Raw genomic sequence first — 13,874 nt, 5'->3', positions numbered from 1 at the left:
AAACATACCGAAGTTGGCTCAAAGTGTTTGTAGGTTTTATAAGAAAAAAATCTATCATTAATTCCGTACTTGACTCCTTAACTTAACCTGTATAAAATTTGATTATAAATTGTTCAATTTTGAACAGTTCAAAAGGGGACTAATCAGAATTGAGCCCAATCGAGGTGAAAAAATTGAATCATCCATCAGGAGACCAAGCAACCCAGGTTCTTCGGTCGTTTCGAAAAATTCAAGGCCAGTTTGGTAAGTGGATACAGACCAGTTTAGCCAAAAATAAAATGAATATGCCCCAATTTTGGATTTTGCAAATGGTTAGTCACAACCCAATGATTGCCCAAAAACAAATTGGTGAAAGAATCCAATTACCGAAAAGTACGTTAAGTACGAATGTCGATGGGCTTGTTACTGCTGGATTTTTAGACAGGGTCATCCCTGAAGAAAACCGGCGAGAAGTACTATTGCAACTCACAAAAGAGGGGGAACAAAAAGTAAAGGACATCCATGATGACCCGGACGGAATTTACCAGAAAATGAGTCATATTTTAAACAAAATGCCGGAAGAATCTATCGCAAACCTAATTGAAATTCATCAACAGCTATTAGATCTAATGTCAGAAGAAAGTTTGAGGGGAATCTAATGCTAAAACTATTTCGCTATTTGAAACCATTCAATGTATTAATCCTGGCTGTGCTTGCTTTCGTTTTTATACAATCCATGTCAGATTTATACTTGCCAACCTTAATGTCGGACATTATTGACATTGGAGTAATTCAAGGGGATACCCATTATATTTTGAAAATTGGTGCCTTGATGTTACTCATTTCTGCCATAGGCGCAGTATGTTCCATTTTTGCCAGCTATTTCTCGGCAAAAGCGTCCATGGGATTTGGACGTGACATACGAAAACGAGTATTTTCAAGAGTAGAGAAGTTTTCACTGCCTGAATTTGATAAATTAGGGACTGCTTCCTTAATCACACGGACAACGAACGATATTACCCAAGTTCAGCAAGTTGTCATGATGCTTTTAAGAATGGTGTTAAGCGCACCGATCATGTTCATTGGGGGCACGATCATGGCTGTTTCTAAGGATGCTAAATTATCCTTAGTTATTGTCACGATTACACCGATATTAATACTGACCATTTTTATCGTTATGAAAAAAGCATTACCTCTATTTAAATCGATTCAAAAAAAGATCGACAAGTTAAACCTAGTTCTTCGTGAGAGCTTAATCGGGGTTCGGGTCGTTCGTGCATTCAATCGGGATACCTACGAACAACAACGGTTTGAACGGGCCAATTACGATTTAATGGATGTTTCGATTAAGGTGAATAAAATAATGGCGTTAATGATGCCCATCATGATGCTGTTGTTCAACTTGACAAGTATTGCGATTATCTGGTTTGGATCGCTTCGGATTAATGAAGGTAGCATGCAGGTGGGAGATTTGATGGCCTTCATTCAGTATGTAACGCAAATCATGTTTGCCCTTATTATGGCGACAATGATGTTTGTAATGGTTCCTCGTGCGGCAGCATCGGCAACAAGAATTAATGAAGTACTTGATATGGAGCCTAGTATTGTTGATTCTTTTGAAACAACTGAAGTATCCAGCACGAAGGGATACGTTGAATTTGATCATGTCACATTTAGCTATCCAGGTGCAGAAATGCCTGCATTAATGGACATCAGCTTTAAAGCCGTCCCAGGGCAAGTAACGGCTATCATCGGCGGTACTGGTTCCGGGAAAACGACGCTCGTCAATTTAATCCCGCGTTTTTACGATATCGATTCTGGCGTTATCCGCGTCAATGGTGTTGATATCCAGCAAATGACACAGCAGGAATTACGTTCAAAAATTGGCCTTGTTCCACAGAAATCAGTACTTTTCTCGGGAACAATCAAAGAAAACATTCGTTTTGGTAAAGAGGACGCTACCGATGAAGAGGTGGTCCAAGCAGCCCAGATTGCCCAGGCGTCAGATTATATCGAAAAAATGGAGGAAAGATACCATTCAGAGATTTCACAAGGGGGGACGAATTTATCAGGTGGACAGAAGCAACGTTTAGCTATTGCGCGTGCTTTAGTTCGCAAACCGGATATTTATATGTTTGATGATAGCTTTTCGGCGCTAGATTATAAGACAGACGCCATGCTCCGAGCAGCCTTGAAAACAGAGACGTTAGATGCCACAGTACTGATTGTCGCCCAACGCGTAAGTACGGTTCTCGATGCTGATCAAATCATTGTTCTTGATGAAGGAAAAATTGTTGGCATCGGCACCCATAATCAACTAATGGAAACATGCGAGGTTTATCAAGAAATTGTCCATTCGCAATTGTCAGAGGAGGAAATTGCATGAGTGAGAAGAAACGGCAACCACCAAAGGGCGGAGGTATGGGACATGGGCCAGGATTCGGACCTCCTGGAATGATGGTTCACGGTGTCAAGGCGAAGGATTTTAAAGGTACTCTTCGCAGATTACTTACTTATTTGCGGCCAAGAAAATATCATCTTTTAGCCGTGTTTTTAACTGCCATTCTTAGTACAGTTTTCATGATTCTCGGACCAAAATTAATGGGGAATATTACGACAAAGGTTTTCGAAGGTATCATGATGAAAATTCAAGGCGTTCCGGGGGCAGGAATTGATTTTGATTATGTTTCTAGAACCGTTCTCCTGTTAATCGGTCTTTATCTGTTAAGTTCTTTGTTCAGCTACTTACAGCAATACATCATGGCCGATGTATCCCAAAAAATGGTTTACGATTTGCGCACCCAGGTAAACCAAAAGTTAGCAAGATTACCATTGAAATATTACGATGAACAACCACATGGTGACACGTTAAGTAGGGTGACCAATGATATCGATACGATTGGGAATACCTTACAGCAAAGCATCACTCAATTTATAACATCGATTGTGACGATTATCGGGATTATTATTATGATGCTTACGATCAGTCCAACGCTTACCATCATCACGGTAGCCGCAACTGGATTATCGGTTTTTGTTTTAGGTCCCATCATGAAAAAATCGCAAAAACATTTTGCCAGTCAGCAGAAATCACTTGGTGAACTCAACGGTCACATCGAAGAAATGTACACCGGGCATCAAGTGATTAAGGCGTTCGGACACGAACAAAAGGCAATGCAAGAATTTGATGAGGTCAACGAAAAGCTATATGATGCCGGTTGGCGAGCACAGTTTATTTCCGGGACCATAATGCCGCTAATGTCATTCGTAAGCAACCTAGGCTATGTACTCATCTGTATCGTCGGCGGGATTTTTGTAACAAAAGGCTATATTAAAATTGGTGACATTCAAGCCTTCATTCAATATTCACGCCAGTTTTCCCAACCAATCGCGCAAACAGCCAATATTGCCAATATTGTCCAGGCAACGATTGCTGCAGCTGAACGTGTTTTTGAACTGTTAGATGAACCGGAGGAAGTACCGGAAGTAGAGAATGTGAAAGTTTTACCGACGGTGAAGGGTCATGTTACCTTTGAACACGTAGATTTTGGCTATAAAGAGGATTCTCTATTAATTGAGGATATGAATATTGATGTAAAACCGGGGCAAACGGTCGCTATCGTTGGGCCAACTGGAGCCGGAAAAACAACTCTAATTAATCTACTGATGCGATTTTATGAGATACGTGATGGGGCGATTAAAATTGATGGAGTCGACACTCGAGAGATGCCGCGCTCTGCCTTAAGGGAAACCTTTGGCATGGTTTTACAGGATACATGGCTGTTTAATGGAACCATTCGAGATAATATAGAATATGGACGTCTAGGTGCAACAGAAGAAGACATTATCGAAGCAGCAAAAGCGGCTAATGCCGATCACTTTATTCGCACTTTGCCAGAAGGATACGATACGATTTTAAACGAAGAGGCATCGAACATCTCCCAGGGACAACGTCAATTATTAACGATTGCCAGAGCAATTCTAGCAAATCCGGCTATATTAATTTTAGATGAAGCAACAAGTAGTGTTGATACGCGGACGGAAGTGTATATTCAAAAGGCGATGAGCACACTAATGAAGGGGCGAACGAGCTTTGTGATCGCCCATCGACTTTCAACGATAAAACATGCCGACCTTATATTAGTGATGAATCACGGCTCCGTTATCGAACAGGGAACTCACCAAGAGTTATTGGCTCAAAATGGATTTTACGCCGAATTGTATAATAGTCAATTTTCCGAAGAGGCTCCAGCCGTTTAAAATGCGAAACTCCCAATGGTCTATTGGGAGTTTATTTTATGGTTTAATATCGATTTTCGGAACTTCTTCTTTCATCTTTTCGAGCTCTAATTTCATTTTTTCCGTTTCGATTAAGTAGTTTTGGTATTTTAATTTTTCCAATTCTATTTCATCGGCAAGGAATTTCTGTCTCAACTTTGCTTGTTTTTGGAAATGGGTTGTTAAAATGGCAATAATTGGAATAGATAAGGCCATGACGGCTGGAAGGACACTAAACATTATTTACACCTCGCGTTCATAATTGGAAATATACCCTTTAATACGGAAATAATGGAAAAAGGTTCCCGTAATTAATTATAAATATTATAAAAATTACTACAAGATGGTGATTACATTGGAAGCTCGATCAAAAAGTACTGATATGTCTATTCATAGAAGATGTTGGAGGCCGATTTTAGGTTAGGAGCAACAAATCGGTCTTCAAAACAGGTTCTTGTCGACCGATTTTAGGTCGAAAGCAGTAAACTGGGCTCCAGGACAAGTTCTTGGAGACCGATTTTAGGTTAGGAGCAGCAAATCGGTCTTCAAAACAGGTTCTTGTCGACCGATTTTAGGTCGAAAGCAGTAAACTGGGCTCCAGGACAAGTTCTTGGAGACCGATTTTAGGTTAGGAGCAGCAAATCGGTCTTCAAAACAGGTTCTTGTCGACCGATTTTAGGTCGGAAGCAGTAAACTGGTCTCCAAGACAAGTTCTTGTCGATCGATTTTAGGTCGAAAGCAGTAAACTGGTCAACAAGGTAAGTACTTACAACTATCCTTGTACCAAATTGTAACAATATCGTAAGAAAGTGCCATGTAAACCATCTCTTTCCCTAAACGAAATATGATACCGTAAAAGGGAGTCTATATGAGCGAAGGGACTGATTTTGTTGATGAGAGAAACGGATGAAAAAGTAGTAGAGTTAATCCAATCCTCCTCAAGTGCCAAAATGTTTCGACTTGATTACCTAGTTTCAGATGAATTAAGACATGAAATGGTCAATGAAGTTTTTAATGATTTCGCTAAGTATGTATGGGATCTTTATTTTCATGAAACACTTTCAGTTTCGGAGGAATTTGCTTCAGACCATGGGGTAAGAAAAGAAAAATGGCAGAGTCTAATTTCTAACTTATTTTGGTGGCGTGTATTCTATGAATCTCATCAAAGTGAAAAGAGCGCTTTTGAAAATTTTATTGCCGAAAACGCACATAGTCTGAGCAAGACGCCGTTATATATTTCTTGGCTTAGAGAATGTGAAAAAATCACCCCAAAATTTTATTATATTGGCTATAAATACAGTGATAAATACTTCATCGCTATTGATATTTTAGCAGAAGAAACCGTGGAGGTAATGGTATGCCAACCAATGGGAAGCTCAGTTGAAAAAGGTGGTATTGCTTTTGGAACACTTATTCCCCTTGGAGGTGGATTGTTTTTCCCTGCTGTCGATCTTTATCATTTTGATTTAAAGGCGATGCAAGATATCGCGAATCATTTACATTACTATTTTGACAAACACTTAAAATCCTCTCCCATGGGCGATGCCTTCATCTACGTGTTATCCGCTATGCTGCAAATTGAGTCTGTTTTATGAATATAGAACAAGACCTGTCTTAATGGGACAGGTCTATTTTTGTTATTGATTCCCAAATCGGGTTTTGATTTCCTCCATTTGTTCGATATGTCTTTGTTCATGTAAAGAAATGAGGTCAATCCATTGATTTAATGGTAAGGGTCCATATAACGGATGTTTGGCCGAATGCTCAAGTAGGACCGTTGGGTCTTTAAGAGTATGGATGATTGTTAGGAGCTTGTTTCGTGATTGGGTTAATAGGTCATCTATTTGTTGAACTGTAAACGACTCACTTTTAGGATGAACAATCTCAGGAGCCACAATTTTCTTCGATCGGTCTAGTATATTCGTCATCTTTTTTTGCTCTGATTTTGAGCTATTGTTTCGCTTAAGACTATAAGCGATTGCATCAGAAAAAACGGATTCAACAAGAAAAAGATGATGGCACACTTGGGCGATACTCCATGTATCTTGTCCAGGTTTCCAGTTAAATTCCTCGAAAGATAAGGTAGATATTTCCTCTTTTAATCTATTTCTTGTGTTCAATAGCTCCATCTCATTAAAAACCATTGCACATTCTCCTTTCTATAAGTCTTTATATTCGGATAAGACACAAAAAAGAATATTCATAGGAAACGAAGTCCAACTTTTACACATATACTAACCTAAAAAGAATTTAGGTGATCAAGATGACAACAATTTCATCGTATGAAGCGGCAAAGCTGGCCTTTACTGAAGTTTTTGTCAGTCGTAGTCACATCGTTACTCAAATAAGAAATCCTAGTCATAATACAACATTATCTGCGACAGTAGAAGAAAAAGATACGGCTTGGCGCTTAGCCACTGATATTCAATTTCTATCAATTTTAGAAAATCAAGCAAGGCTTAAAGGTGAGGCTTATTTTGCCGATATGGTATTAGAAAATCTTAATACAGCACTCTTACAAATAGAAGAACAGCTTAGTCAAGAAACATTTTACAGGAAAATGTTCGCTCCATTTACAGCCCAATATTTAATTGCCTTTATTTTTGTCCAAAAATTTAACATGGTAGCTTTGGAAAGTAATGGATACCTTGGTTCCGCATCAACAGTGAATCGTTATTTACCCGCTTTATTAAATAGCGTGGTGGAATCCTATCAGAATGGCATAACAACTTGGAGCGCCAATCTATTCGGTCCAGGAAGTGGAACCTTGACCTATGAACAGCTTGCGAAAGACAAGAGGCATATTTTAGCATCCAATGGAATCAAGCGTTTCGCTAATTCGTTAAATGTCTATAGCATCATTGGTGGTGCCTTAGGATTATATGGTGCTTTGTTATCAGAGGTGAATCCTAACCAATATGAACATCGTGCAAAAATTGTTACATTAGGAAAATTAGCGATCGAGATGAGCGAAAGTGGCAATTCCAAAATTGGCCATTTGAATAACATTGGTGGCGCAAGAGAAGATGGCGGATTAATTTCCACTGGATATGCCTCTTGGGTAGCAAGGGGGTTGGCACAAATGGCGACCGGGACTACCTTTGAATTAGTGAACCCCAATTCGATGTTTCTGAAAGAAGCGAACTTGATAAAGCAAGGGTTACTTACGGTGCTTTCTCGAAAAGGCTATATGCCCGACAAGTTTAGAGATTTTAATGGTAATGGTGCAAATACAAACGGTGGTAGTTTAGCTGGGGATAAAACCATTTTTCTGTATGAACTTGCTTGGTGTGGCGATCAGGCAACGATTAATACGATCGAAAAGCATTTAGCCGTGGTGTATGGTCTCGGTACAACGAACCCGATTATTATTGATAGCCTTTTAACAGACGATGTTTCGAGTGGCAGTTATGCCCATAGGGCACTAGCTGGATTAACCGCCGCCATGATAAAATCACTCGATTTTAATTACGGCGATGAGTTTGTAGGGGAATGATTGTAAATGGTGGTAGCGGTCACGAGTAGAAGCTATTCGTGACCTTTTCCTTTTATCGATTGATTCTTTTCACCATCCCAATAGTAAATTTCTCGAAACCTAACTTTTGGTAGTAGGGCTCAAGGGTTTCTACACACATCAATTGTGGTATGACCTTGTTTTTTTCACAATGATCTGCGAGTCTAATGACTATTTCTTTACCAATTCCTCTAGATTGATAGCTTGGATCTACGCCCACCCCACAAAGAACTCCGGTGATAATACCATCGGAAACAATTCGGCCCATTCCGACTAATCGATCCTCATCGTAGGCGTAAATAACAAACCAACTTTGTTTGCACATCCGTTCTAAATCGTCAATCGTAAGCCCAAGTGAATTCCAATTTAGCGATTCATATAAATGAAGCACTTGCCTAAAATTTTCGGGATGGATTGCAGTATATTGAATACCCATTTGATTAGCTCCTTTTTAATAAAAATATACCATATTGAAGGTAATGACTGAAATTCCATTCATAAAGGAGTTTGAAGTGGTAGTTCTAAATAATTAAATCACGAGCGCATCCAGTTACAATGGGATGTCCTTTTTTGTATTTTAAGGGGCTTAATGAGATGGCTTTAGGGGGAGGTTCGGTGGGTTTTACTGAAGAAGTTGAAAAGCTTACCGAAGATGCAAAATTTCAGTAAGTTAAATGCAGTGACAGATGAAAAACTTACATCACCACTTACATAAAAAAGAAAGGAAAGTTTTTCTAAATTAGGTATTGTGTTTAAAAGTAATTTATATTACTATTTAAAGTAATTAATATACATTTAAGAGTAAAGAAGTTACTCTTAAAAGTAATAAAAGGAGAGAGATGTAAAATGAAATTAGCAAATCAATTAGATTATGTTAGACCAAACATGGAGGAATTCAAACAAAAGTTCGAAGGTTTATTAAGAAAATTCCAAAACGCTGAAAGCTTTGAGGTTCAAAATGAGACTTTTCTTGCGATCAATCAATTAAGAATGGAATTTCAGGGTGCTGAGCAACTAGTATATGTACGCCATATGATTGATTTAAATAATGAACTGTATAAAGAAGAACAAGATTTTTTTGGAAAAATTAGCCCAATCTATAAAGGATTGGAGAAGGAATTTTACCAGGAAATGATAACGGCTACTTATCGGAACCAACTTGAAACTTGTTGGGGATCCCAGATTTTTAAAATTGCCGAGTTAAAAGTGAAAACTTTCTCAGAAGAGATTTCTGAAGAACTAAAACTGGAAAAAGAATTAATCGGACGTTACTTTCACTTGCTAGGATCTGCTGAAATCGAGTTCCATGGTTCTAAAGTCCCCTTATTTGGGTTAAATCGTTTTACCATTTCAAGCGACCGGCATGAACGTAAACAAGCATTCGAAAAAATGGTTTCTTTTTATGCTGCTCATGAGGGGGAAATAGCTGATATTTTTGACAAATTGATTAAGGTAAGAACCGAGATTGCCAAAAAACTAGGCTATAAGACATTCACCCAACTCGGTTATGATCGATTAAGCCGAACAAATTATTCTGCGAAAGAAGTAGCGGTTTATCGGGAACAGGTAAAGCAATTCGGTGTTCCATTTATCTCAAAACTGCGCGAAAAGCAACGGCAAAGAATTGGGGTCGATAAACTGAAGTTTTATGATGAGCGTTTTCATTTTAAAACAGGTGCACCAAGGCTCGTGGGGGATGAGAATGAGATTATCACCCAGGCCACAACGATGTTTTCAGAACTTTCGCCGGAAACAAAGGAATTTTTCGAATATATGCTCCGACTTGAAAACATGGATTTATTGAGTAAAAAGGGAAAAAGGGGTGGAGCGTTTGCTACGTTTATTGGTACCGAGAAAGCTCCGTTTATTTTCGCTAATTTTGTCGGGGCTCCGAATGATGTTCGAGTGCTCACCCATGAAGCCGGCCATGCTTTTCAATTTTATATGAGCCGAAATACACCGATTCCGGAATACATTGCCCCGACCTTTGATGCCACGGAAATCTTCTCGTTTTCAATGGAAAGGTTTGCCTGGCCTTGGATGGAAAGTTTCTTTGGGGAGGATGCTGAAAAATACAAGTTTAGTCATTTGACGGAGGCGTTTATTCTCATGCCTTGGGTCAATGCCATTGATGAATTCCAGCACTATCTCTATGAAAATATTTCAGCTACACCAGAAGAGCGAAAAGCAAAATGGCGGGAGATTGAGAGAATCTATATGCCGGAAAAGGACTACGATGGAAATGAGTTTTATGAAATGGGTGGAAGTTTTTATCAAATCGCTCATTTGTTTGAAACACCATTTTACTTTATAGATTATGATTTGGCTCATAATTGTGCAGTACAACTTTGGATACGTTCGAATGAAAACCGCGAAGAAGCTTGGCAAGATTTTTTAAACATCTCTCGGGTTGGTGGCAGCGAATCACTTGTCGAAATTGTGGAGAGGGCTCGATTACAATCGCCGTTTGAAGAGGGGAGCCTGAAGAATATTATAGAATACGTTGATCGTTGGGTAGAGCAATTTGATGATAGGACGTTTTAATGAAGATTGCTTGTGAAGGACATTTTAGCCAGCACTTTTCCAAAAAATGTCCTTTACTATCCAATATTGCTTCACTTTCCAAAGATTGACCATAAAAGAGGAATTTCAAGTAGCTTTTGCCGAATACCTTATGGACGAAAATAATGGAGTGAAGAATATGCATTTTGATAAGCAAGCTCAGACTTGGATTAAAGAGGTCATTTCAAAAAATAATCTTGAACGAATAGATTCATTCGAAGGAGTAAAGGTTGCTGATTTATCCTTAGTGCAAAAAATCTACACAAATCAAGGTAATTTCTATTTCAAACAAACAGCAGGAGCCTCGAGGTTTGAGAGCAAACTAGCGCAGCTACTTTATACAACATTTCCAGACAAAACAGTGGAGATTTTGGCGACTCATCCAACCGAACCATGGTATATCATGAGAGAACTAAAAGGAGTACCACTAAGACAAATCAGGGATAAAAGGTTATGGAAGCAAACTCTTCAAGAATATGCCGATTTTCAAATAAACTTAGCAAATCAGGTTGATAGCATGCTAGAAACCGGTGTACCTAACCGCCAAATGAATGTATTGAAAAAGGAAATACAAAACCATCTTACCGATATGTGTGTAACCGGCTTAAATGAAAATGAGACTGCAAAAATTTTAGCACTTCAATCAGAATTAATACAATTATGTGACCTGGTGGAAGGGTTGGTTCCTTACACTTTGGACCATGGGGACCTACATGCAGCAAATATTCAATGGGTTAACAATCATGCTGTATTTTTTGACTGGGGAGATGCGGCAGTTAGTCATCCTTTTTTTAGTACACGGATATTTTGGAACGCTCTTTATGATTTAATCGATTCCGATTCTTTATGGTATGAAACGGTTAAGGAATTCCGCCCATATTACTTAGAACCGTGGACCCAATTTGCCCCATTATCAGATTTAGAAAAACTGTTAAACCTTACGGATCAATTGGCCTGTGTTTATCGAGCCATTGGCTGGCATTATTACATCAATCCGCATTTGAAGGATAAACAATTAACCAAACAAAGACCAGCCCAATGGCTGAAATTATTTTTAGAGCAGCGTGCCTGGGAATAGGATTTACTTGAAGGTTGAAGTTTCTTTTTTTAGGACATAGGTTTCGTATAGAGGCAGGATTTTACACTCCCCATAACGAATTTCTACAGACAACCAATAACAGAAACGGGGAAAACACATGAAGTTCGTCTTAATATTTGGACCACAAGCGGTTGGAAAAATGACTGTAGGACAAGAACTAGCAAAACAAACTGGATTAAAACTATTCCACAATCATATGACCATCGATTTGGTTAGCCAATTTTTTGACTATGGAACACCACAAGGAAAGAGATTAGTAGGTTTATTTCGTCAAGAAATATTCGAAGAAGTAGCGAAAAGTGACTTACCCGGATTAATCTTCACTTATGTTTGGGCTTTCAATTTGAAGTCTGATTGGGATTATATTGAAAAAGTAGCATCCTTATTTGAGGCGCACGGTGCAACGGTGTACTATGTTGAACTTGAAGCAGACGTGGAAGAACGTCTTGAACGAAATAAAAGTCCACATCGCTTGGAGCACAAACCAACCAAACGAAACCTAGAATGGTCTGAAAGGGACCTGATAGCCTCAATGGATAAATATCGTCTAAGTTCCAATGAAGGCGAAATCACGAAAGAAAACTATATGAAAATTAATAATACGAATCGCTCACTAGAGGATGTCGCGACTCTTATAAAAGAAACGTTTAAATTCTAGATAAAGTTCGTTTAAAAAGGTCAAGATAATGATTATTGTCTTGGCCATTTTATATTTCCATCACTAGAATAAAAGATAACGAGATTTGTTATAATAGAGTAAAAATGTAAGGTTTTTTTGGGAAGAAGCGAGGGATATCATGAAAATAAAAGAAATCATAGCTCTTTTTGGGCTTGCGGCACTTTGGGGGGCCTCCTTTTTGTTTATACGGATGGCCGCTCCCAGTTTTGGACCATTTTTGACCATTCAGATACGGGTAACCATCGCCGCAGTTGCATTATTGTTTTTCCTACAAATATCAAAAGCTCCATTGTACTTAAGAGAAAAATGGAAACAGTATTTAATGATTGGAGCGCTGAATGCGGCCATTCCTTTCACACTAATTGCGACAGCTGCCCTTTATTTACCAGCCTCGATGAGTGCAATTCTTAATTCTTTAACACCACTATTCACGGCATTGGTTTTGTGGGTCTGGATGAAAGAGAATTTAAGCTTGCGAAAATGGATTGGAACGGTTATCGGGGTTATTGGGGTTGTTGTTTTGGTGGGCTGGAGTACGATTCCATTTACTGATAAGGTCATTCTAGCGGTGGTTCTTGCAATTATTTCGACGATTTTATATGGTATTGCCGGTGTTTATGCGAAAAAGACGTTTGCAGGTGTTCCAGCACTATCCTTGGCATTTGGCCAGCAAATGGGTGCAGCCATTTTGCTGTTGCCCTTTACGCTTACGCAACTACCAGATTCAACGAATAAAATAACAACTGTCGCCGTTTTGGCTGTTATCGCGTTAGCTATATTTTGTACCGCGATTGCCTATCTACTATATTTCTATTTAATTGAAAAGGTTGGACCGACCAAAACCTTAAGCGTCACTTTTTTAATCCCTGTCTTTGGGATGATTTGGGCAAGTTTATTTTTAAAAGAACATATTACAGTCGGGATGTTAGTTGGCCTTTTAGTCATCTTAGGAAGTGTGTTCTTGATTTCGGATGTTCGAGTAAAAGCGATTCGTAAGGATCTATCTCCGAGGTAAGGGGAGTACCGTAGGTTTTTGGTGATATTTGACAAGCGTTGCTGCAAATGAAAGCGACTCTTCTTTCGTTTGTAAGCCAAGGAAATCGATGGGGGATCGTAGAATAGTAAACTACCACCTTTTATTCGAATATTGTAAGGAGTGACTACGAATGCATAATGAAAAAGTTTACCCGAATTGTCCTATCGTTACGAGAATAGTGGAAGTTGGCGGACTTACGAAATCGCAGCTTATTCAAAAATTGCAACAATACTCTATCATGATGAATGAGTATGGAGAGAAACTGTTTGCTAATGAACAATTTAGCACTTCTGAGAAAAAGTACAGTTTGGATACCGTTGAACTAACGGTGGGCAACCTTGGCTTTCCAGAAGGAGCAACAATGGTTCAGATTTATCAGAGAGCGAGCGAACTTGGTTTGGAATTGTGTCCACTTGAGTTGGGACCTCACTTAAGGCTGGAGTATCTGGATCAGCCAGAAGGTCATTCGGGAAATCCTGCCCAACACCAAGCTCCTTCAGGCTCTATTACTATAGCATCGGAGATCTTAACGGATGATGAAGATTTCCCCAAAGGCTTTTATCTAAGAAAAATTAACGGTGTGTTGTGGTTGCGCGGATACCGTGCTGATTATCACCTGCACGTCTGGAATCCAAATGATCTATTTATCTTTTGTCTAGCCAAAGAAACCTAAAGTTTAGTATCTCATTGAGCATTCCTATCTAGGAATGCTCTTTCTTTTTAGTAA

Annotated in this window: 13 protein-coding genes; 10 read left to right on the top strand and 3 right to left on the bottom strand. The window is 39.0% G+C overall.

The genetic code is table 11. From position 1 onward, the window contains the following. Nucleotides 1–149: 149 nt before the first annotated feature. Genes ACX9YW_RS08485 through ACX9YW_RS08475 form a run of 3 tightly spaced genes read left to right on the top strand, consistent with a single transcriptional unit; the run spans nt 150 to nt 4,239 of the window. Entirely contained in the window at nt 150–638 is a 489-nt protein-coding gene (locus ACX9YW_RS08485; protein WP_460344804.1) for a MarR family winged helix-turn-helix transcriptional regulator, read from the top strand. Then, nucleotides 638–2,365, top strand: a complete 1,728-nt coding sequence (locus ACX9YW_RS08480; protein WP_460344801.1) for an ABC transporter ATP-binding protein — start codon at nt 638–640, stop codon at nt 2,363–2,365. Before ACX9YW_RS08485 ends, ACX9YW_RS08480 begins: the two co-directional genes overlap by 1 nt. Further along, a complete protein-coding gene (locus tag ACX9YW_RS08475; RefSeq protein WP_460344798.1) occupies nt 2,362–4,239 on the top strand; it encodes an ABC transporter ATP-binding protein in 1,878 nt (625 codons plus the stop codon). Before ACX9YW_RS08480 ends, ACX9YW_RS08475 begins: the two co-directional genes overlap by 4 nt. Before the next feature lie 36 nt (nt 4,240–4,275). Here the strand turns inward: ACX9YW_RS08475 and ACX9YW_RS08470 are convergent, their stop codons facing one another. Further along, a complete protein-coding gene (locus ACX9YW_RS08470) occupies nt 4,276–4,497 on the bottom strand; it encodes a hypothetical protein (protein ID WP_460344795.1) in 222 nt (73 codons plus the stop codon). 650 nt (nt 4,498–5,147) lie between these two features. Between ACX9YW_RS08470 and ACX9YW_RS08465 the strand changes: the two genes are divergently transcribed. Then, entirely contained in the window at nt 5,148–5,852 is a 705-nt protein-coding gene (locus ACX9YW_RS08465; protein WP_460344792.1) for a hypothetical protein, read from the top strand. A 42-nt stretch (nt 5,853–5,894) separates the two neighbouring features. Here the strand turns inward: ACX9YW_RS08465 and ACX9YW_RS08460 are convergent, their stop codons facing one another. Continuing rightward, complete coding sequence (locus ACX9YW_RS08460) at nt 5,895–6,401, bottom strand: DinB family protein (protein WP_460344789.1); 507 nt, start codon at nt 6,399–6,401, stop codon at nt 5,895–5,897. Nucleotides 6,402–6,520: 119 nt separating this feature from the next. Here ACX9YW_RS08460 and ACX9YW_RS08455 point away from each other — a divergent pair, with 119 nt between their 5' ends. Beyond that, a complete protein-coding gene (locus ACX9YW_RS08455; RefSeq protein ID WP_460344786.1) occupies nt 6,521–7,753 on the top strand; it encodes a hypothetical protein in 1,233 nt (410 codons plus the stop codon). 52 nt (nt 7,754–7,805) lie between these two features. On the opposite strand, the gene ACX9YW_RS08450 is transcribed toward ACX9YW_RS08455, so the two are convergent. Then, nucleotides 7,806–8,207 carry a GNAT family N-acetyltransferase gene (locus ACX9YW_RS08450; protein ID WP_460344783.1) on the bottom strand — a complete coding sequence of 134 codons (402 nt, stop codon included), beginning with the start codon at nt 8,205–8,207 and terminating at the stop codon, nt 7,806–7,808. A 410-nt stretch (nt 8,208–8,617) separates the two neighbouring features. On the opposite strand from ACX9YW_RS08450, the gene ACX9YW_RS08445 reads away from it, so the two are divergent. The 5 genes from ACX9YW_RS08445 (at nt 8,618) to ACX9YW_RS08425 (ending at nt 13,820) form a co-directional block, all read left to right on the top strand. Then, nucleotides 8,618–10,315, top strand: coding sequence for a M3 family oligoendopeptidase (locus ACX9YW_RS08445; RefSeq protein ID WP_460344781.1), 1,698 nt, complete (start codon nt 8,618–8,620; stop codon nt 10,313–10,315). A 157-nt stretch (nt 10,316–10,472) separates the two neighbouring features. Then, nucleotides 10,473–11,411, top strand: a complete 939-nt coding sequence (locus ACX9YW_RS08440; RefSeq protein WP_460344778.1) for a phosphotransferase — start codon at nt 10,473–10,475, stop codon at nt 11,409–11,411. 118 nt (nt 11,412–11,529) lie between these two features. Further along, complete coding sequence (locus ACX9YW_RS08435) at nt 11,530–12,090, top strand: AAA family ATPase (RefSeq protein WP_460344775.1); 561 nt, start codon at nt 11,530–11,532, stop codon at nt 12,088–12,090. Between the two features lie 139 nt (nt 12,091–12,229). Further along, nucleotides 12,230–13,126, top strand: coding sequence for a DMT family transporter (locus tag ACX9YW_RS08430; protein ID WP_460344772.1), 897 nt, complete (start codon nt 12,230–12,232; stop codon nt 13,124–13,126). Between the two features lie 151 nt (nt 13,127–13,277). Beyond that, nucleotides 13,278–13,820 (top strand): helicase, encoded by a 543-nt coding sequence (locus ACX9YW_RS08425; RefSeq protein WP_460344769.1) that lies wholly within the window; start codon nt 13,278–13,280, stop codon nt 13,818–13,820. Nucleotides 13,821–13,874: the final 54 nt, after the last annotated feature.

Source organism: Pseudoneobacillus rhizolycopersici (assembly GCF_054786815.1).
The sequence above is the reverse complement of the archived record's forward strand: the minus strand, read 5'-3'. Positions and strand labels throughout refer to the sequence as shown.